Annotated in this window: 15 protein-coding genes, 1 tRNA gene and 1 pseudogene; 4 read left to right on the top strand and 13 right to left on the bottom strand. The window is 70.7% G+C overall.

The window, feature by feature from the left end:
• The 3 genes and pseudogenes from AE652_RS13380 to AE652_RS13390 all read right to left on the bottom strand — a co-directional run.
• Positions 1 to 191, bottom strand: a pseudogene (locus AE652_RS13380) (hypothetical protein); the annotation flags it as partial.
• Positions 178 to 1833 carry a substrate-binding domain-containing protein gene (locus AE652_RS13385; RefSeq protein WP_049651551.1) on the bottom strand — a complete coding sequence of 552 codons (1656 nt, stop codon included), beginning with the start codon at positions 1831 to 1833 and terminating at the stop codon, positions 178 to 180. The pseudogene AE652_RS13380 and the gene AE652_RS13385, both read right to left, overlap by 14 nt.
• Positions 1830 to 2918, bottom strand: a complete 1089-nt coding sequence (locus AE652_RS13390; protein WP_049651552.1) for a substrate-binding domain-containing protein — start codon at positions 2916 to 2918, stop codon at positions 1830 to 1832. Before AE652_RS13390 ends, AE652_RS13385 begins: the two co-directional genes overlap by 4 nt.
• Before the next feature lie 334 nt (positions 2919 to 3252).
• Here AE652_RS13390 and pyk point away from each other — a divergent pair, with 334 nt between their 5' ends.
• On the top strand, positions 3253 to 4683 hold the full coding sequence (pyk, locus tag AE652_RS13395) for a pyruvate kinase (protein WP_049651553.1): 1431 nt from the start codon (positions 3253 to 3255) through the stop codon (positions 4681 to 4683).
• A gap of 39 nt (positions 4684 to 4722) precedes the next feature.
• On the opposite strand, the gene AE652_RS13400 is transcribed toward pyk, so the two are convergent.
• From AE652_RS13400 to AE652_RS13410, 3 genes are all read right to left on the bottom strand, one after another.
• Positions 4723 to 5496 (bottom strand): helix-turn-helix domain-containing protein, encoded by a 774-nt coding sequence (locus AE652_RS13400; protein ID WP_049651554.1) that lies wholly within the window; start codon positions 5494 to 5496, stop codon positions 4723 to 4725.
• 7 nt (positions 5497 to 5503) lie between these two features.
• Positions 5504 to 6313, bottom strand: coding sequence for a helix-turn-helix domain-containing protein (locus tag AE652_RS13405; RefSeq protein WP_049651555.1), 810 nt, complete (start codon positions 6311 to 6313; stop codon positions 5504 to 5506).
• Between the two features lie 98 nt (positions 6314 to 6411).
• Positions 6412 to 6485 (bottom strand) — tRNA-Leu (locus AE652_RS13410).
• A gap of 100 nt (positions 6486 to 6585) precedes the next feature.
• Between AE652_RS13410 and AE652_RS13415 the strand changes: the two genes are divergently transcribed.
• Positions 6586 to 7242 (top strand): ANTAR domain-containing response regulator, encoded by a 657-nt coding sequence (locus AE652_RS13415; RefSeq protein WP_049651556.1) that lies wholly within the window; start codon positions 6586 to 6588, stop codon positions 7240 to 7242.
• Between the two features lie 59 nt (positions 7243 to 7301).
• Here the strand turns inward: AE652_RS13415 and AE652_RS13420 are convergent, their stop codons facing one another.
• From AE652_RS13420 to AE652_RS13445, 6 genes are all read right to left on the bottom strand, one after another.
• A complete protein-coding gene (locus tag AE652_RS13420; protein WP_049651557.1) occupies positions 7302 to 8018 on the bottom strand; it encodes an ABC transporter ATP-binding protein in 717 nt (238 codons plus the stop codon).
• Complete coding sequence (locus tag AE652_RS13425) at positions 8015 to 8827, bottom strand: ABC transporter ATP-binding protein (RefSeq protein ID WP_049651563.1); 813 nt, start codon at positions 8825 to 8827, stop codon at positions 8015 to 8017. The genes AE652_RS13420 and AE652_RS13425 overlap by 4 nt, the downstream gene beginning before the upstream one ends.
• A gap of 8 nt (positions 8828 to 8835) precedes the next feature.
• Positions 8836 to 10767 carry a branched-chain amino acid ABC transporter permease gene (locus tag AE652_RS13430; RefSeq protein ID WP_063780151.1) on the bottom strand — a complete coding sequence of 644 codons (1932 nt, stop codon included), beginning with the start codon at positions 10765 to 10767 and terminating at the stop codon, positions 8836 to 8838.
• Positions 10768 to 10772: 5 nt separating this feature from the next.
• On the bottom strand, positions 10773 to 11702 hold the full coding sequence (locus tag AE652_RS13435; protein WP_049651559.1) for a branched-chain amino acid ABC transporter permease: 930 nt from the start codon (positions 11700 to 11702) through the stop codon (positions 10773 to 10775).
• Positions 11703 to 11832: 130 nt separating this feature from the next.
• Positions 11833 to 13059, bottom strand: coding sequence for a branched-chain amino acid ABC transporter substrate-binding protein (locus AE652_RS13440; RefSeq protein ID WP_049651560.1), 1227 nt, complete (start codon positions 13057 to 13059; stop codon positions 11833 to 11835).
• Between the two features lie 601 nt (positions 13060 to 13660).
• A complete protein-coding gene (locus AE652_RS13445; RefSeq protein ID WP_234348367.1) occupies positions 13661 to 14173 on the bottom strand; it encodes a PaaI family thioesterase in 513 nt (170 codons plus the stop codon).
• A gap of 224 nt (positions 14174 to 14397) precedes the next feature.
• Between AE652_RS13445 and polA the strand changes: the two genes are divergently transcribed.
• Positions 14398 to 17085 (top strand): DNA polymerase I, encoded by a 2688-nt coding sequence (gene polA / locus AE652_RS13450; RefSeq protein WP_199823088.1) that lies wholly within the window; start codon positions 14398 to 14400, stop codon positions 17083 to 17085.
• Positions 17086 to 17149: 64 nt separating this feature from the next.
• Here polA and AE652_RS13455 read toward each other — a convergent pair whose 3' ends face one another.
• Positions 17150 to 18142: an Lrp/AsnC family transcriptional regulator gene (locus AE652_RS13455; protein WP_049651562.1), complete on the bottom strand. Its 993-nt coding sequence runs from the start codon at positions 18140 to 18142 to the stop codon at positions 17150 to 17152.
• Positions 18143 to 18347: 205 nt separating this feature from the next.
• Between AE652_RS13455 and AE652_RS13460 the strand changes: the two genes are divergently transcribed.
• A partial coding sequence (locus AE652_RS13460; RefSeq protein ID WP_049651565.1) for an MFS transporter occupies positions 18348 to 19817 on the top strand: 1470 nt, incomplete at its 3' end.

Here is a 19817-nt window from a genome sequence, read left to right on the forward strand (position 1 = left end):
CGGGGCTTCGGGGCGGGCGTCAGCAGCGCGCCCACCCCGTACAGCCCCGCCACGACCCCCGGCCACCAGACCCCGCCCAGCCCGGCGAAGTGCAGCCCCAGGCCGACCGCGCCGCCCGCGCAGCCGACCAGGTTGCGGGCCGACTCCAGGTAGCGCAGCGCCCGGGGGCCGAACCCGTTACTGGTAGCCACGGATCTCCTCGAACACCCCGTCCAGCGAGCCCGTCCCGTCGAACAGCTTGCCGCCGCTCAGGTCCGCGATCCCCTGGAGCTGGTTCACCGCCGCCTCCCCGAACCTGATCGGGAACACCGGGATCGCCTTCTCCCCGGCCGGCAGCGCGTCGTGGAAGCGCTTGAAGTCGCCGTCCGTCGCACCGGCGTTGCTCTCCCCGTCGGTCATCAGCACGATCGAGGTGAACCGGTCGTCGCCGGCCGCGGCCTGCTGGCGCTCGATCACCCGGTACGCCTCCTCCAGCGAGGAGTACACCGCCGTCCCGCCGGAGGCGGCCAGCGACTGCACGTCCGCGTCGATCGAGGCCAGCTCCGCCTCCGGGCCCGGAGTCCCGCCGCTGGCCGGCACCACGTGGGTCCTGGTCCACTTCACCGCAGAGGCGAAGGAGAGCAGCGTGATCTCCTCGCGGTCCCGGAAGCGGCGTACCCCGCGGGTGTCGTCCGACCCGGTCAGCCGGCCCAGCGCGCTCTTCAGCGCGGCGATCCGCGAGCCCTCCATCGAGCCCGAGGTGTCCAGCACGTACACCGTCCGGGACGGGCGGCGCAGCTCGTTCTGGTACGAGGCCAGCAGGCCGTCCGCGACCGCCCTGGTGCCCGGGAACGGCAGCTCCCGGCGGCGGTCCGCGGGCAGTCCGGCGGCCGGGGCCGCGCCCACCGTCACCGGGCGGCGCAGCGTCACCTCGGAGATGCGTTTCTGCACGTCCTCCTTGAGCAGGTACGCGGTCAGCCGCTGGAAGGAGTCGCGCTGCTCCTGCGCGGCGGAGGACATCAGCGAGAGCGGGTAGTCCGCCGACACCACGCCGTCCACCGGCCGCACCACGGTCAGCTGCTGCTGCGGCGACAGCGTCCGGTTCAGCGACAGCAGCACCGACTCGTAGTTCACCAGCGCGCCCACCACGCCCGACTCGGCCCGGGTGTACGCCTGCGCCAGCCAGCCGGACGAACCCGAGGTCAGCTTCTGGCCCTTGAAGAACTCCTTCAGCTGCGGGCCGGCCTTCTGCACGTCCGCGTCGGTCAGCGCAGCGCCCGCGCCGGAGAAGGCCGAAGCCACCGCGACGAGGGTGGAGAAGCCCGAGTTGGAGCGGGACGGGTCGGCCATCCCGTACGGCAGCTTGCCGGCCGAGGCCGCGGCGCCGACCTGCGCCCAGGTGACCTTCGAGCCGTCGCCCCAGCCGAGTTCGCCGAGCGCCGAGGAGCGCACCCCGATCGCCACCGGCGACACCATCACCGGGGTCTCCGAGACCAGCTTGGACTTCCCGGCCGGATCGAGCCGCAGGTACTGGTTGGACGGGAACCACACGGCGTCGTACTTGCCGTCGGCCCGGCCCGAGGCGACGGTGTCCGCGCCGTCCAGGGTGCCCGTCCAGGAGAACTGCACGGTCACCCCGGTGGCCTTCCGGGCGTCCTCCAGGACCGGTGCCAGGTCCTGGAGTTCACTGCCGGCCAGGACGCGCAGCACCCCGGGGCGGGCCGTCTCGGCGGGCGGGTCGGTGGGCTTCGGGGCGGGGTCGCCGCCGCCGGTGGAGGTGCAGGCGGTGGCCGCGGCGAGCACGGCGGCCAGCGCGGCCGTGAGCCAGCCGCGGCGTTTCGTCGGGTTGGTCACTTGGTCCCCTTCGCCGCGGCGGTCAGCTTCTGCAGGTTGTCCAGCGAGGGCAGGGTCGCCTGCTTGATCCTGGCGGCGGTCAGATCGGGTGCGAAGGTCGGTTTCTTCTCCCGCATCAGGTTCGCGAAGGCCTCCGGCTTGGCCTGCGGCCGCAGGCCGAACCGGGCCTCCAGGTTGCGCAGCACCTCGTCGTTCTGGAGGACGTCGGCGAGCTTGCGGCCGCTGTCGGTGTGGGCCACGAGGGTGTGGTCCGAGTAGACCGTGGTGTCCGGGTACAGCACCACCATGTCCCCGGTCGGCTTGTTCTGCAGCGCCAGGGTGGCGGCCTGCGACTCGTACGCGAAGATCAGCGGGTTGCCGATCCCCGCGCCGAAGTCCCGGAACGGCTCGTCGCTGCTGCTCTTCTGGATGCCCTGCAGCGCGTTCGCCGTGTGCAGGACGTCCTTGACGGCGGCGACGCCGGCGTCGTCCGACACCACCTGGTGGTTGTTGGCGACGTAGGAGAGCAGCGCGAGGTACATCGCGCCGGAGGACGAACTCTCCGGGTCGGTGGTGGTCACGAAGAGCTGGCCGGACAGCTCGGGGTGCTTGTCGGCGCCGGACAGGCCCTCCCATCTGCGGCCGCCCTTCAGGGCGTTGACGTACTCGTCCATCCGGAAGGTCCAGACGCCGCTGACGGGGTCCAGCTCGGCCAGCTTGTTGTTCTGCAGGACCTCGGCCACCGACGGGTGGGCCACGATCACCAGCGGCGAGTAGAACGGCACCAGCGGGGAGTCTTGCAGCTTCCAGATGCGCTGGATCTCCCGGGCCGGTGCCGCGCTCGCCGGGAAGGCGAAGTCCAGCCCCGGGGTCTTGGCCGCCTGGTCGCTCATCGTCCAGGAGCCGGTCGAGTCCGCCCGGACCAGCAGGCCCTGCTTCGCCAACTCGGCCTTGACCTCGTCGTTCTCGAAGAAGGCGCGCTTCTCCGAGCCGATCAGGCCGGTGACGGTGACCGTCTTGGTGTCCGGTCCGTTGTGGTCGATCAGCGCGTAGCCGACCCCGCCCAGCAGGACCAGGGCCGCGACCACCCCCAGTGCGCGTCGCATACCGAACGCCTCCCCCTCGCCCGCTCCTTCGTCCGGGTGGTGGCCCGGACGCCCGGGCCGCGACCCGGGGGTGACGAGCGTCCCGCCGGGCGGGGAGCGGGGGCGGAAGCGGCGATGAACCAGGGGTGAACAGGCCTTCACGGAATCGCATCGACATCGCGGCAGCGGGCGGCGCGGGAGGCGTGCGGAGGGAGCGCGGGAGGGGCGTGGGGAAGGGTGTTCGCACAGCGGTCCGAGGATGTGTCAGATTGTTCAACTCGCCTTACGGCAACGGTCATCCCGCAGTCCGGACCCGCGTCGAGGTTACGCGTCGGTAATGCCTAGTCTCAGCACTATGCGCCGAGCAAAAATCGTCTGTACCCTCGGGCCCGCCACCGACTCGTACGACCAGATCAAATCCCTGGTCGACGCCGGGATGGACATCGCCCGACTGAACCTCAGCCACGGCCTGCACGCCGAGCACGAGGAACGCTACCGCCGCGTCCGCAAGGCCGCCGACGAGACCGGCCGCAGCGTCGGCGTCCTCGTCGACCTTCAAGGCCCGAAGATCCGGCTCGACACCTTCGCCCACGGGCCGGTACTTCTCGAACGCGGCGACGAGTTCACCATCTCCACCGACAAGGACGTCGTGGGGGACAAGGACCGCTGCGGAACCACCTACTCCGGGCTCGCCGGGGACGTCGGCCGCGGGGAGCGCATCCTGGTCGACGACGGCCGGGTCACCCTGGAGGTCGTCGCCGTCGACGGGCCGCACGTACGGTGCCTCGTCATCGAGGGCGGCCTGGTCTCCGACCACAAGGGCCTCAACCTCCCCGGCGTCTCCGTCTCCGTCCCCGCACTCAGCGACAAGGACGTCGCCGACCTGCGGTGGGCACTGCGGACCGGGGCCGACCTCATCGCGCTCTCGTTCGTCCGCAGCGGACGGGACATCGAGGACGTCCACCGGATCATGGCGGAGGAGGGGCGGCACGTCCCGGTCATCGCCAAGATCGAGAAGCCGCAGGCGGTGGACAACCTGGAGTCCGTCGTCGACGCCTTCGACGGGATCATGGTGGCCCGCGGCGACCTGGGCGTGGAGATGCCCCTCGAACAGGTCCCGCTGGTCCAGAAGCGCGCCATCAAGCTCGCCCGCCGCAACGCCAAGCCGGTCATCGTCGCGACCCAGATGCTCGACTCGATGATCAACACCTCCCGGCCGACCCGCGCCGAGGCCTCCGACGTCGCCAACGCCGTCCTCGACGGGACGGACGCGGTGATGCTCTCCGGCGAGACCTCGGTCGGCAAGTACCCCGTCGAGACGGTCAAGACCATGGCCCGGATCGTCGAGGCCGCCGAGAACGACATCCTGGCCGCCGGCCTCCCGCCGCTCACCACCGGCAACAAGCCGCGCACCCAGGGCGGCGCCGTCGCCCGCGCGGCCGCCGAGATCGGCGACTTCCTGCACGCCAAGTACCTGATCGCCTTCACCCAGTCCGGCGACACCGCCCGCCGGCTCACCCGCTACCGCTCGCCCATCCCCGTCCTCGCCTTCACCTACGAACCGGCCGTACGCAGCCAACTCGCCCTCACCTGGGGCGTGGAGACCTTCCTCGGCCCGTTCGCCCCGACCACCGACCAGATGGTCGAACAGGTCGACGCGGCCCTCCTCTCCCTCGGCCGCTGCCAGAAGGGCGACATCGTCGTCATCACCGCCGGCTCACCCCCCGGCCTGGCCGGCTCCACCAACCTCGTCCGCGTCCACCACGTGGGGACGCTGGACGCCTGAGGCCCCTCGGCGGCGCGGCCCCGCAGGGCCGCGCCGCCGTCAGTACTTGGGGCCGATGCGGGCGTCCATCAGGGCGACGGAGTCCCTGCGGGCGACGGAGACGTTGAATCCTCCGTTGGACCGGGAACCGGGCTTCCAGCGGACGCCGACGGCGTCGAGGGTGGCGGTGAAGAGGCCGATGATGTCGGCTGAGGTGTTCGTGAAGAAGTAACGAGGGTACTCGTAGCGCTTCTTGACGCCGCCGACCGTTCGGGTTGCCCAATTGGTGATGCGGCAGCCGTCGGAATGGATCAGGCCGCGCAAGAACTCCCAGGGGTGGGCGTCCACGATCTCCTGCTGCCAGGGCGCGAGGGAGATGCGCCGCAGATGCTTCGGCCCTGGGCCGTGTTGGGGGAAGAGGCAGGGCCAGTGCTTGCTGGTGCTGACGACGCTGGTGCAGCCGGGGGCACGGACACGGTTGACCTTGTTGTGCGGCATGACGGCCGAGACGGCTCGCTCGCACTCGTCGATGAGGCCGGGCCACCCGTCGCAGCAGGCGATGCGGAGGGCGTAGACCTCGCGGCGGCCCGCGCTGATGCAGCCGTCGCCGAGGTAGAGACCGAGCAGGTAGGCGTAGTTCGAGGGCGGGTGAGAGGGGCCGAGCCGGCCGTCTCGGAGCGGGCACTCGGCGGTCATGCGCGGGCTGGGTACGGCGCCGGAGGCCCACTCGCGGATCGAGGACCGGGATATGCCGGTCGCTCGGCTGACCTGGCTGAAGGTCAGCCCGGACGCGTGGAGGTCGAGCGCGCGCTGCCGCGTGGCGAGGTCGTACATGTCGCCGTCAGTGCTTGGGGCCGATGTGGGCGTCCATCAGGGCGACGGAATCCTTGCGCGCGACGGAGATGTTGACCTGGCCGGTGGGGCGGGGGATCGAGGCCTTCCACTGGACGCCGACGGCGTCGAGGGTGGCGGTGAAGAGGCCGATGATGTCGGTCGAGGTGTTGGTGAAAAAGTAGCGGGGGTACTCGTAGCGGCTGGCGACGCCGTTCTTGGTGCGGGTGGCCCAGTTGGTGATGCGGCACCCGTCGGAGTAGATCAGGCCGCGCAGGAACTCCCAGGGGTGGGCATCGACGATCTCCTGCTGCCAGGGCTCCAAGGCTATGGTGCGTTCGTGCTTCTTGCCGGGGCCGTGCTGGGGGAAGTGACAGGTCAGGTGATTCGAATAGACCTTGACGTCATGGCATCCGGTGCGTCGTATCCGGCAAGGCTTGTTGTTGGGAAGGACCTGGCGCATGGCCTGTTCGACGGATTCCATGATGCCGGGCCACTTGTCGTCGCAGGTGATCTGGAGGCTCTGGGTCCTTCGGTACTCGTTTGGGAGAAGGATGTGGCCGTCGCCGAGGTAGAGGCCCAGCAGGTAGGCATACGCGGGGCGGTTGAGCTGATCGCCATAGCAATGCATACACGCGGATCGCTTGCGGCCGGGGAGGTTGTTGCGCTTGGCGAGGTCTTGGTGCTTCCACCACGAGACCGTGCCTGTCGGGACGCCGAGACGGCGAGATACCTCGGAGTTGCGGACACCTTGGCGGAGCAGGAGAACGGCTTCCGCACGTGTGGATCGAACGGCCATACGGGTGATCTTGGGCACCATGTGCTGAACATGCAGGGGAACGCGATGGATTCCACTCGAATGAATGAAGATCACAAATGATTAGGCTGGCCTAAGTGGCTTGCGAATCGAAGGAAAAGTACCCCGGGTGGGATTCGAACCCACGCTGTCGGCGGTTTGAGCGCCGTGCCTCTCACCTCTGGGCTACCGGGGCATCCACAGATTCGAAGGTTGCCCCCCGACCCTGCTGGGTTCAAACATACCGTGTCTAGGTACCCTCGTGCATGCAGTACCCCGCCGGAACTAGGAGCCCCGTGAGCACCGCCGACGAGCAGGCGCAGCCGCTTGAGACCGATACGCCCCAGATCACCCGGATTGTGATCGCCGAGGACGAGGCGCTGATCCGTCTCGATCTGAAGGAGATGCTGGAGGAGGAGGGGTACACCGTCGTCGGTGAGGCCGGCGACGGGGAGACGGCGGTGCGCCTCGTGGAGGAGCTGAAGCCGGATCTGGCGATCTTCGACGTGAAGATGCCGGTGCTGGACGGGTTGTCCGCGGCCGAGCAGATCCACGACAAGCACCTGGCGCCGGTGCTGATGCTGACGGCGTTCTCGCAGCGGGAGCTGGTGGACCGGGCGCGGGACGCGGGGGCGATGGCGTACATCGTCAAGCCGTTCTCGAAGTCGGACCTGGTGCCGGCGATCGAGATGGCGGTGTCCCGGTACGCCGAGATGCGGGCGCTGGAGAAGGAGATCGGGGATCTCAGCCAGCGGTTGGAGACCCGGAAGCTGGTGGACCGGGCGAAGGGCGTGCTGCAGACCAAGTTCGGGCTGAACGAGCCGGCGGCCTTCCGGTGGATCCAGAAGACGTCGATGGACCGTCGGATGACGATGGCGGCGGTGGCCGAGGCGGTCATCGAGGAGGGCGAGGCCCAGGACCGCAAGAAGGCGGAAGAGGCCAAGCCCGAGTAGGCGTGCGGGAAGGGCCCGGCAGAAGAACGTTTCTGCCGGGCCCTTTCGCGTGCAGGGGCTCAGTCCTCGCCGAGGTAGGCCTTGCGGACGGACTCGTCGTGCAGGAGGTCGGCGCCCGTTCCGGAGAGGACGATGCGGCCGGTCTCCATGACGTAGCCGCGGTCGGAGAGGGAGAGGGCCGCCTGGGCGTTCTGCTCGACCAGGAGGATGGTCGTACCGGAGGACTTCAGTTCCACGATGGTGGACATGATCTTCTGCATCATCAGCGGGGAGAGCCCCATGGAGGGCTCGTCCAGCATGAGCAGCTTGGGCCGGGACATCAGGGCCCGTCCCATCGCGAGCATCTGCTGCTCGCCGCCGGAGAGCGTGCCGGCGGCCTGGCGGCGGCGTTCGCCGAGGATCGGGAACAGGGTGTAGGCCCGTTCGACGTCCGCGGTGATGCCGGCCGCGTCGGTGCGCAGGAAGGCGCCGAGGAGGAGGTTCTCCTCGATGGTCATCCGGGGGAAGATGTGCCGTCCCTCGGGGGAGTGGGCGAGGCCGAGGGCGACGATCCTGTGGGCGGGGACGGCCGAGAGGTCCTGGCCGTCGAAGGTGATCCGTCCGGCGGTGGGCTTGAGCAGGCCGGACAGGGTGCGCAGGGTGGTGGTCTTGCCGGCGCCGTTGGTGCCGATGAGGGTGGTGACCTCGCCCTGTTCGACGGTGAAGCTGATGCCCTTGACGGCTTCGATCTTGCCGTAGGCGACGCGGAGGTCCTCGACCTCGAGAAGTGCGGTCACTGGTCGGACTCCGTAACGGCGGGGGTGGTGCCTTCGAGCGGGGCGCCCAGGTAGGCGGTGATGACGCGTTCGTCGTTCTGGACGGTCTCGCGGTCGCCCTCGACGATCTTCTGGCCCTGGACGAGCACCGCGGTGCGGTCGCAGAGGTTGAAGATGAAGCGCATGTCGTGCTCGATGACGAGGACGGAGATCCCCTTGTCGCGGATCGCGAAGACGAGTTCCTCGGCGGCCCGGGTCTCCTGGGGGTTCATGCCGGCGGTGGGTTCGTCGAGCAGCAGCAGGCCGGGTTCGGAGGCGAGGGCGCGGGCGATCTCCAGCTTGCGCTGCTCGCCGTACGGGAGGTTGCGGGCGAGGTGGTCGGCCTTCTCGGCGAGGCCGGTGAACATCAGGAGTTCCATGGCCTTCTCGCGGCTCTCGGCCTCGGCGCGGTGGTAGCCGGGGCCGCGCAGGATGGCGGAGAAGATGCCCTCCTTGGTGCGGGTGTGCCGGCCGACCAGGACGTTCTCCAGGACGGTCATGTTGGCGAACAGCCGGATGTTCTGGAAGGTGCGGGCGATGCCGGCCTGGGTGACGAGGTGGGGCTTGGGCGGCAGCAGGGTGTCGCGGTAGCGGACGGCGCCCTCGGTGGGGACGTACAGGCCGGTGAGGCAGTTGAAGAAGGTGGTCTTGCCGGCGCCGTTGGGGCCGATCAGACCGATGATCTCGCCCTCGCCGACGGTCAGGGAGACGTCGTTGACCGCGGTGAGGCCGCCGAAGCGCATGGTGACGCCGGTGACTTCGAGCAGGGGTGCGGCGGTGGTGGTGGTCATCGGGTCGGTCACGCCCCTGACTTGGTGAGTGCGGTCGGCTCGCCGGCGGCCTGGGCCGGGACGGCGGCCTCGTGGAACTCCAGCTGGCGGCGCCGGTTGGGGATGAGGCCCTCGGGGCGGACCCGCATCAGGACGATGAGGGCGGCGCCGAAGGCGAGGAGCTGGTAGTCGGCGAGGAACTCGAGCTTCTTCGGGATGAGGAAGAGCAGGGTGGCGCCGGCCAGCGGGCCGCTGATGGTGCCCATGCCGCCGAGGATGACGGCGGCGAGCAGGAAGGCGGAGTTCGGCGGGAGGGCCTCGGCGAAGGTGTACTGGTCGGGGGTGACGGTGTAGCTGACGTGGGCCTGGACGGTGCCGGCCAGGCCGGCCAGCAGGGCGCCGAGGGCGAAGGCGAGCAGCTTGAGCCGGAAGCCGTTGATGCCCATGGCCTCGGCGGCGGTCTCGTCCTCGCGGATGGCGACCCAGGCGCGGCCGATGCGGGAGTTGCCGACCCGGGCGAAGACCAGCACGACCAGAGCGGTGACCAGCAGCATCAGCAGGTAGTAGTTGGAGAAGCGGCCGAGTTCGACGCCGGCCACGGTGTGCGGCTTGCCGAGGTCGAAGCCGAGGATCTGCAGGTCCGGGATGCGCGGGATGCCGTTGGAGCCGTTGGTGACCTTGGGGCCGGTGGTGCCGTTGAGGTTGAGCATGGTGATGCGGAAGATCTCGCCGAACCCGAGGGTGACGATGGCGAGGTAGTCGCCGCGCAGCCGCAGGGTGGGGGCGCCGATCAGGACGCCGAAGACCATCGAGACGACGGCGCCGGTGAGCATCGCGGCCCAGAACGGGAACTGGACGTGGATGGGCGAGGCGGGGGAGCCGGAGACCAGGGCGGCGGCGTAGGCGCCGACGCCGAGGAAGGCGACGTACCCGAGGTCGAGCAGGCCGGCCAGGCCGACGACGATGTTGAGGCCGAGGGCGACGGTGGCGAAGATCAGGATGTTGGTGGCGACCGAGGTGTACTGGTCGCTGGTCTGGGTGAACGGGAAGCCGGCGGCGGCGGCGAAGGCGGCGCCGGTGGTGACCGGGCGGTGCTTGACGGTCAGCGCGCGCAGCCGGGCGAGCAGGCCGGACCTGGTCAGGGCGGGGACGGCGAGGGCGACGAACAGCAGGTAGCCGGTGAAGAGTTCGCCGTACTCGGTGTCGATGCCGAAGGTGATCGCGAACAGTCCGGTCCCGAAGGCGAGGACGATCAGCAGCACCTCGACCCAGGAGGGGAGGGCCCGCGGCGCGGCCAGCGGGCGGTCGATCCGGCCCAGCCGCAGCCCGCTGTTGGCGAGGTGGCCGAGCTGGAGCAGCAGGACGACGCCGGCCGCGATGGCGAGGCCGCCGGACAGGGCGGTCATGACCGGGGCCACCGGCTTGTCGCCGGGGATGGCGTGGGCGCCGAACCAGGCGGCGGGGGCGACCGGGACGAGCAGGAAGAGGCGCCTGTCGAGGATCCGCAGCGGTACGGCGGTGCGGCGGTCGAGGGGCAGGCCGAGGGCGCCGAGGACGGCGAGCAGGCCGCCCGCGGCGAGCACCCAGCCGCCGGGTTCGAGGTTGGCGAGGCCGCCGAGCTCGGAGGAGATGGCGGCGACCGCGTAGACGGCGACGGTGAGGGCGCCGGTGGCGGCGTACAGGACGGCGTTGTTGCTGCGGGTGGGGGCGGCCCAGCGCAGGCCGGGGACGCCCTGGGCGGCGAGCAGCAGGACCAGGGTGAGCAGGCCGGCGGCGAGGGCGAGCCACTGGAGGCCGGCCGGGGAGCCGTAGTAGGTGAGGTCGCCGGGGAAGTCGGAGGTCCAGGTCCAGGACATGGCGGCGGAGGCGGCGGTGGCGAGGGCGCCGAGTCCGGTGACGGCGGCGGCGGCGCGGGCCGGCAGCGGGATGACCGGGGTCGTCTCGGTGTGGGTGGTGGTCATGGTGGTCACGCCCTGTCCGCGACGCGCTCGCCGAGCAGGCCCTGGGGCCGGATCAGGAGGACGAGGATGAGGAGAACGAAGGCCCAGACGTCCTTCCAGGCGCCGCCCCCGAAGAGGTGCATGCCGGGCAGGTGCTGGATGTAGCCGGTGGCGAGGGCTTCGGCGAGGCCGAGGGCGAGGCCGCCGAGCATGGCGCCGTAGATGTTGCCGATGCCGCCGAGGACGGCGGCGGTGAAGGCCTTGAGGCCGAGGATGAAGCCCATCCGGAAGTCGACCTGGCCGCTGCGCAGCCCGTAGGCGACGGCGGCGACGGCGGCGAACGCGGCGCCGATGGCGAAGGCCATGACGATGATGCGGTCGGTGTCGATGCCCATCAGCTTGGCGGTGTCCGGGTCCTGGCTGGTGGCCTGCATGGCGCGCCCGGAGCGGGTGCGGGTGACGAACCAGCCGAGGGCGAGCATGCACAGCGGGGCGGCGATGATCAGGAAGAGGTCGCTGCGCTGGATGGTGACGGAGCCGAGGCTGAACGGGTCGCCGGGGATCTTGGGGAAGACCCGGGCCTTCTTGGCGTCCGGGTAGAAGGAGAAGACGAGCTGCTGGAGCAGGATGGACAGCCCGATCGCGGTGATCAGCGGGGCGAGCCGTGGGGCGTTGCGCAGCGGGCGGTAGGCGAAGCGCTCGGCGGCGACGGCGGTGAGGGTGGAGACCAGGATGCCGGCGATCAGCATGAGCGGCAGGGCCAGCCACAGGGTGGTGCCGCCGGGGAGGGCGAGGTAGGCGGTCAGGGCGCCGAAGCCGCCGACCATGACGATCTCGCCGTGGGCGAAGTTGATGAGCTGGACGATGCCGTAGACCATCGTGTAGCCGATCGCGACGAGCCCGTAGAGGGCTCCGAGGATCAGGCCGTTGGCCAGCTGCTGCGGTAGGTCGTGCACCGCTGGGCCTCCGTAGTGCGTTCGGGGTGTCCGCGTGGGTGGTGGATGTGGGTGCGCGCGGGGGCACTCGTGGCGCCCCCGCGCGTGGTGGTGGTGAAGTGGCGCCTGTGGTAATGGTGGTGACTGGGTGTCAGCCCTTGAAGGTGCCGGACTTCTCCACGGCCCACTTGCCGTCCTTGACGGTGTAGACGGTGAGCTGCTTGTTGGTGGTGTCGCCGAACTCGTCGAAGGAGACGGTGCCGGTCACGCCGGCGAAGCTGACCTTCTGGACGGCGTCGCGGACGGCCTTGCGGTCGGGGACCTTGCCGTTGTTGTCCTTCACGGCCTGCTTGACGCCCTGGATGATGGCCCAGGCGCTGTCGTACGAGTAGCCGCCGTAGGTCTCGTAGGCGTCCTTGTAGCCGGCCGCCTTGTAGTCGGCGATGAACTTCTTGGCGGTGTCCAGGCTCTCGACCGGCAGGCCGACGGCGGTGGCGTAGTCGCCCTGGCTCTTGGGGTTGAGCTTGATGAAGTCGCCGCTCTGGATGCCGTCGCCGCCCATCAGCGGGATGTTGACGTTGGCTTCCTTGAGCTGGAGGGAGAGCGGGCCGGCCGCGGGGTACTCGCCGCCGTAGTAGACGGCTTCGGCGCCGGAGCTCTTGACCTTGGTGACGATGGCGGCGAAGTCGCGGTCGTCGGGGTTGACGTGCTCCTCGCCGACGAGCTGGCCGCCGAGCTTGGTGAACTCGCCCTTGAAGGTGCCGGCCAGGCCCGCGCCGTAGGTCTTCTGGTCGTCGATCAGGAAGACCTTGGTCTTCTTGGCGTCGTTGTAGAGGAACTGGGCGGCGAACGGGCCCTGGACGGCGTCGGTGGTGGCGGTGCGGAAGTAGGACGTGAACGGGCGCTTCTTCTCGCCGCTGGCCCACTTCTCGCCCTGGCTGAGGGCGACGCCGGTGTTGGCGGGGGAGACCTGGACCAGGCTGGCGTCGTCGAAGATCTGCTGCATCGACTGCGACACACTGGAGTTGAGCGGGCCGACGACGCCGAGGACCTTGGGGTCGCCGACCAGCTGGGTGGCGTTCTGCTGGCCGGGGGCGGGCTTGCCGGTGTCGTCGAGGGCCTTGATCTCGAACTTGACGCCGGGGACCTCGTTGGTCTCGTTGGCCTTCTTGATCGCGAGGTCGGCGGAGTTGCGGATGCCGAGGCCGAGGGCGGAGAGGTCGCCGGTGAGCGGGGAGTCGACGCCGATGACGACGGTGGTGGAGCCGGAGTTGGAGTTGCCGCCGTCGGCCTTCTTCTCTCCGCGGGAGCCGCAGGCGCTGAGGCTGAGGGCACCGATAACGGCAATGCTCACGACAACTGCTGAACGGTGACGCACGAGGGTCCCCTTCGGTTCAGGAGGCGCCCGCGCCGGAGTGGCGGGAGCCGGAGTGCGCGGAGGGCCTGGCCCAATCGAATGGCGCGGTGACTGGCCGTGACTCTAGATGCCCTTGGGCGACTCGGGCAGTACTGGGCGCAGGCTGTGATTCTCTTGTTATGAGCACACGGAGTATTTGTCTCACCATGTGGTCGTTCCGGTTCGATCGATCCCGAGATGGCGGGCGTTTACGCGCTGGTAGGGCGATGTAAGGCCCAGAAATGGGGGTTGCAGCTGGCAGCGCCGATTATCGGACGCTCGTGTCCGATGCCCTGCTTCCGACCTTGAGCGTCCGCATTGCGGACAACGGGGGCGCGGCCGAGTGGTCCCGGGGCGCCTGAAGGCCTCGGAACCGGCAATTGATCGGATTTCCTACTTGTTACGCAGCGTTACGAGCGCGGGATGTGTGCCGACCGCGCCCGGACATGTGAACGCCCCCTTGTCCAGACCAACGCCTGCCCAAGGTGGCGGAAGGTCAAACAAGGGGGCGGAAAAGGGACTTGATGTTGTCCGGAGTGAACTCCGGTCCGCTGTGCGGACGTTGTCACGCCTCGGAGTTCGGTCAGAGGTCGCGCAGCATGCAGGTCAGCCGGCAGCTGGTGATCCGCCGGCCGGTGTCGTCGGTGATCGCGATCTCGTAGGTGGCGGCGGTGCGGCCCTTGAACACGGCCGTCGCCACCCCGGTCACCAGCCCGGAGGTGGCCGAGCGGTGGTGGGTGGCGTTGAGGTCCACGCCGACCGCGTAGCGGCCGGGGCCGGCGTGCAGCATCGCCCCGATCGAGCCCAGCGTCTCGGCCAGCGCCGCCGACGCGCCGCCGTGCAGCAGCCCGTACGGCTGCTGGTTGCCCTCCACCGGCATGGTGCCGACCACGCGGTCGCCGGAGGCCTCGACGATCCGGATGCCGAGCTTCTCGCTGAGGTGGCCGCCGGAGAAGGTCTGCGCGTTCACGCCGAGCTTGGCGAAGTGGTCCAGCACGTCCTGCGGGACGTTCAGGACGGGCGTGCCGTCGTGCGCGCTGTCGGGGGCGGTGCCGGGGACGGTCTCGGGGGCGGTGTCGGGGACCGCGTCGGTCATGGGGGAACTCCTGCCGCTCGGGGGTGTGCCGCCTGTGATCGTACGACCGTCCTACTCATAGGTAGCAGCGGTGGCCGGACCGGCGCGGCGTCCTTTTTGTCGGTGCCGGGCCATAGGATCGGTGGCCGGTAGTGGAATCGGCAGGAACGGACGTTGACGTGGCTACGCAGAGTACGGACAAGGGCGCGACGGGTGGCGGCGGGGCCGGCCCGCGGCCCCGGCTGATGCTGCTCGACGGGCACTCGATGGCCTACCGGGCCTTCTACGCCCTGCCCGTGGAGAACTTCAACACCTCCACCGGCCAGCCCACCAACGCGGTCTACGGCTTCGCCTCGATGCTCGCCAACACCGTCCGGGACGAGCAGCCCACCCACCTCGCCGTCGCCTTCGACCTCTCCCGGCAGACGTTCCGCTCCGTCGAGTTCCCCGACTACAAGGCCAACCGCGCCAAGACGCCGGACGAGTTCAAGAGCCAGGTCGGCCTGATCGGGGAACTGCTCGACGCCATGCACGTCCCCCGGCTGACGGCCGAGGGCTTCGAGGCCGACGACATCATCGCCACCCTGGCCACCGCCGCCGAGGCGGCCGGCTACGACGTCGACATCGTCACCGGCGACCGCGACTCGCTCCAGCTGGTCACCGACCACGTCACCGTGCTCTACCCGACCAAGGGCGTCTCCGAGCTCACCCGTTACACCCCGGAGAAGGTCGCCGAGAAGTACGGCGTCACCCCGCGCCAGTACCCGGACCTCGCCGCCCTGCGCGGCGACCCGTCCGACAACCTGCCCGGCATCCCCGGCGTCGGCGAGAAGACGGCCGCCAAGTGGGTCAACCAGTTCGGCTCCTTCGACGAACTCGTCGCCCGCGCCGACGAGGTCAAGGGCAAGATCGGCGAGAAGCTGCGCGACCACCTCGACTCGGTCAAGCGCAACCGGGTGCTCACCGAGCTGGTCCGCGACGTCGAACTCCCGCTCGGCGTCACCGACCTGGACCGCAAGCCGTTCGACAAGGACGCCGTCGGCACCCTGATGGAGTCGCTGGAGTTCCGCAACGCCAACTTCCGCGACCGCGTCTTCGGCATCGACCCGTCCACCGGCTCGGACGCCGCCGAGGCCGAGCTCGCCCCCGGCGTCGAGGTGGACGGCGAACTCCTCACCGACCCGGGCACCCTGGCCGCCTGGCTGGCCGAGCACGCCTCCGACGGCAAGACCACCGTCGCCCTCGCCGCCGTCTACCAGTGGGCGCTCGGCACCGGCGAGGTCACCGAAGTCGCCCTCGCCGCGGGAGAGACGGCCGCCTGGTTCGACCCGGCGCTGCTCGCCGAGGAGGACGAGCGGGCCTTCGCCGGCTGGCTCGCCGACGCCGCCGCCCCCAAGGCCCTGCACATCGCCAAGCACGTCATGCGCGCCTTCGCCGAGCGCGGCTGGACGATCGACGGCGTCGTCGCCGACACCGCGCTCGCCGCCTACCTGATCAAGCCCGGCCGCCGCACCTTCACCCTGGAGGTGCTCGCCGAGGAGTACCTGGGCCGCTCGCTCACCCCGGCCCCCGCCACCGAGAGCGGCCAACTCTCCTTCGACGCGCCGGAGGAGGACGAGACGGCCGCCGCCCGGTCGCTGATGCTCCAGGCCCGCGCCGTGCTCGACCTCGCCGCGCTCTTCGACACCCGCCTCGCCGAGGTCGGCGCCGTCGAGCTGACGCGCGACATGGAACTGCCCATCGCCGCCCTGCTCGCCCGCATGGAGCGCTACGGCATCGCCGCCGACCGCGAGTGGCTCACCCGGCTGGAGGCGCAGTTCGCCGCCGAGATCCAGCGCGTGGTGGAGGAGGCGCACGCCGCCGCCGGCCGCGAGTTCAACCTCGGCTCGCCCAAGCAGCTCCAGGAGATCCTCTTCGGCGAGCTCGCGCTCCCCAAGACCAAGAAGATCAAGACCGGCTACACCACCGACGCCGACGCGCTCACCTGGCTGGCCACCCAGACCGACAACGAACTGCCGGTCATCCTGCTGCGCCACCGCGACCAGGCCAAGCTGCGCACCACCGTCGAGGGCCTGCTCAAGACCGTCTCGCCCAAGGGCCGGATCCACACCACCTTCAACCAGATGGTCGCCGCCACCGGCCGGCTCTCCTCGCAGGACCCGAACCTGCAGAACATCCCGGTCCGCACCGAGGAGGGCCGGGCGATCCGCCGCGCCTTCATCGTCGGCGAGGGCTACGAGTCGCTGCTCACCGCCGACTACTCGCAGATCGAACTGCGGATCATGGCGCACCTGTCCGAGGACGAGGCGCTGCTGGAGGCCTTCGCCTCCGGCGAGGACCTGCACACCACCGTCGCCTCCCAGGTCTTCGAGGTGCCGGGCGCCGCGGTGGACGCCGAGATGCGCCGCAAGATCAAGGCGATGTCCTACGGCCTGGCGTACGGGCTGTCCGCGTACGGGCTCTCGCAGCAGCTCGGCATCAAGCCGACCGAGGCCCAGGGCCTGATGGACACCTACTTCGAGCGCTTCGGCGGCGTCCGGGACTACCTGCGCCGGGTCGTCGACGAGGCCCGGGCCACCGGCTACACCGAGACCCTCCTCGGCCGCCGCCGCTACCTGCCGGACCTCAACAGCGACAACCGCCAGCGCCGCGAGATGGCCGAGCGGATGGCCCTCAACGCCCCGATCCAGGGCTCGGCCGCCGACATCGTCAAGATCGCCATGCTCCGGGTCGACGAGGCGCTGCGCGCGGCCGGCCTCACCTCCCGGATGCTGCTCCAGGTGCACGACGAAATCGTGCTGGAGCTGGCCCCCGGCGAGCGCGAGCGGGTCGAGGCCGTCGTCCGCGAGCAGATGGCGGGCGCCTACCCGCTGCGCGCCCCGCTGGACGTCTCGGTCGGTGTCGGCCCGAACTGGGAGGCAGCCGCGCACTGACGGGTGGCCTTCGGGCGGGTCCGGGCGCGCGAGGCGTCCGGGCCCGTTCCTCGGTGCGCCCGCGTCAGCCCAGCGGGGGGTGGATCAGCCGTCCGTGGTGGATCAGGGACACGGACTGCTTGAGGCGGCGGACGCGGATGCTGATCTCGTAGCCCCTGATGCCCTCGATGCGGGCCAGGCGGCCGCTGAGGTAGCGGTAGAAGTCGGGGGTGTCCCGGCAGATGACGACGGCCATGAGGTTGTGCCTGCCACTGGTCGCCGCGACGAAGGCGCATTCCTCGTGCCGGCCGAGCTCCTCGCCGATCCGGTCGAGTCCGGGCAGGTCGACCTGGAGCCAGAGGACGGCGTTGAGCTCGTAGCCGAGGCGCTCCGGCAGGATGTCGATGCCGTAGGCGAGGGAGCCGGAGGCCTCCAGGGCCTCCAGCCGGCGGGCGACCCGGGGCGTGGACCAGCCGGTGACCTCCGCCAGGCGGGTGTGGGAGGCGCGGCCGTCCTCCGCCAGGGCTTCGAAGAGCGGGAGGTCCTCGTCGGCCGGGGCGAGCGGCGGCCCGGCGGCCACGGGACGCTCCGCCGTCAGCAGTCGCACCTGCTCGTCGGTCAGGGAGCGCTCCCCGCCGGCCCAGCCGACCGCGTCCGGGGCGCCGAACGCGTGCAGGAGGAGGTCGACGCTCATGTCGAGGACCGAGGCGGCGCGCGGGAGCTGCCGCAGCAGGACGTCGTCGCGCCCGGTGCCGGCGGCCGAGCGGATGGTGCAGATGATCTCCGACCCGCCGGAGGCGATGCTGGCGTAGCCGACCTCGGGCCTGCGGGCCAGGGAGTCGGCGACGGGCCCCACGGCCTCCGGGCGGCAGCGCAGCCGCGCGACCCACTCCGCCTGCCCGTGGGCGGACGGGCTCCGCTGCCCGATGACGCGCAGGATCCCGCCGCGCCGCAGCGCGTTGTAGCGGCGGGCCACGGTCTGTTCGGACACCCCCACGACCTCGCCGAGGCGGCGGAAGGAGACCCGGGGGGCGCTGTAGAGCCCGTGGATGATTTTGCGGTCCAGATCGTCAGGCACGGAGGAATCCTGACACAGGCGCGGGCCGGAACGGAGGTTCCGGTACGTCTACCGGGATCGCTTGGGGATTCCCCGCCCGTGGGGCCGAAGCTTTGCGGTGCCCCCAGCAACCGGTGCCCGCGCGGCATCCCGCAGTCGAAGGAACCACCCCGTGAACTCCGCAACGGTGCAGCGCCCCGTGGCCGGACGAGGCGTCACGCTCGTCATGGCCTGCCTGGGCGTCTTCGTCGCCTACCTCCCCGTGACCACCGTGTCCGTGAGCCTCCCGGCGCTCCAGCGGGTGCTGGGCGCCTCGACCTCCCAACTGTCCTGGGTCTCGGACGCGTTCGTGCTGCCGATGGCCGCGCTGATCCTGACCACCGGGGTGTGGGGCGACGTCCACGGCCGCAAGCCGGTGTTCCAGGCGGGCATGGCCTTCTGCGCCCTGGGCGCGGCCGTCTCGCTGACCGCGGACTCGGTGCAGCTGCTGTGGGTCGGGCAGGCGGCCTCCGGACTGGGTGCGGCGGCCCTGCTGCCCACCACGCTGGCCCTGATCAGCCACGCCGTCCCCGACCACCGGGAGCGCGGGAGGTTCATCGGCCTGTGGGCGATGTCCATGCTGGCCTCGTTGGCCATGGGACCGCTGATCGCCGGGCTGCTGCAGCAGCACGTCGCGGTGCGCTGGATCTTCCTCCTGCCGATCCCGGTGTCCCTGGTCGTACTGGTCGTCGCGGCCTTCCTGCTGCCCGACTCCCGGGCGCCGCACGGCCGGCGGCTCGACTGGCCCGGGCAGATCAGCGCGGCCGTCACGGTCACCGCCGTCGTCTACGGCGTGATCGAGGGCGGCGCCGACGGCTTCGGCACGCCCTCCGTGGTGGCGGCCCTGGTGATCGGCGCCGTGAGCGCCGTCGCGTTCGTCCTCGTGGAGCGCCGCAGCGACAGCCCGATGCTCGACCTGGCCCTGTTCCGCAGCCCCGCCTTCTCCGCCACGTCACTGGTCGCCATGATCAGCTTCCTGGGGCTGATCGGCTTCTTCTTCGTCCTGAGCCTGTACTTCGGCCTGGTGCAGCACCTGAGCACGTGGGAGGCCGGACTGCGGATGGTCCTGGTGTCCGGGACGTCCCTGGTCGCGGGCATCCCCGTCGGACGGCTGATGCACCGGGTGTCCCCCCGGGTCATGATCACCACCGGTCTGGTGGTGATGGCGGGCTCGCTGCTGTCGCTGACCGGCGTCGACGCGGCCACCTCGTACGGGTCGCTCGCCTGGCGCCTGGTCCTGCTCGGCCTCGGCATCGGCGCCGTCCTCACCCCGATGACGGCCTCCGCGGTCTCCTCCGTACCGCACCACCTGGCCGGCATGGCCGCGGCGGGCAACAACGCCTTCCGCCAGCTCGGCGGCGCCCTCGGCCCCGCCGTCCTCGGCACCCTGCTCACCACCCGCGCCCTCGACGCCCTGCCCGGCCGCCTCACCGACGCCGGCGTGCCCACGGAGACCGGCGGCCACGTCCTCGCCGTCGCCCGGGAACAGGGCCTCGGCGCCGTCGCCGGGCTCGACCTCGGCCCCGCCACCAGGCCGGCCCTGAGCGCGCTCAGCGGCTCCTTCCTCGACGGCCTCCAGCTCTGCCTGGTCGTGTCGGCCTCGCTCGCCCTGCTGGCCGCCCTCGCCTGCGCCGTCCTCCTGCGGCCGGCCGCGCCC

It is taken from the genome of Kitasatospora sp. MY 5-36 (assembly GCF_001182915.1).
In the GTDB taxonomy this organism is placed as follows: Bacteria; Actinomycetota; Actinomycetes; order Streptomycetales; family Streptomycetaceae; genus Kitasatospora.

Coding starts and splice junctions, on each gene's coding strand:
- AE652_RS13405 (WP_049651555.1), bottom strand. CDS start 6,313: ATGGTGCCCAAGATCACCCGTATGGCCGTTCGATCCACACGTGCGGAA.
- AE652_RS13400 (WP_049651554.1), bottom strand. CDS start 5,496: ATGTACGACCTCGCCACGCGGCAGCGCGCGCTCGACCTCCACGCGTCC.
- pyk (WP_049651553.1), top strand. CDS start 3,253: ATGCGCCGAGCAAAAATCGTCTGTACCCTCGGGCCCGCCACCGACTCG.
- AE652_RS13445 (WP_234348367.1), bottom strand. CDS start 14,173: ATGACCGACGCGGTCCCCGACACCGCCCCCGAGACCGTCCCCGGCACC.
- AE652_RS13390 (WP_049651552.1), bottom strand. CDS start 2,918: ATGCGACGCGCACTGGGGGTGGTCGCGGCCCTGGTCCTGCTGGGCGGG.
- AE652_RS13430 (WP_063780151.1), bottom strand. CDS start 10,767: ATGACCACCACCCACACCGAGACGACCCCGGTCATCCCGCTGCCGGCC.
- polA (WP_199823088.1), top strand. CDS start 14,398: ATGCTGCTCGACGGGCACTCGATGGCCTACCGGGCCTTCTACGCCCTG.
- AE652_RS13425 (WP_049651563.1), bottom strand. CDS start 8,827: ATGACCACCACCACCGCCGCACCCCTGCTCGAAGTCACCGGCGTCACC.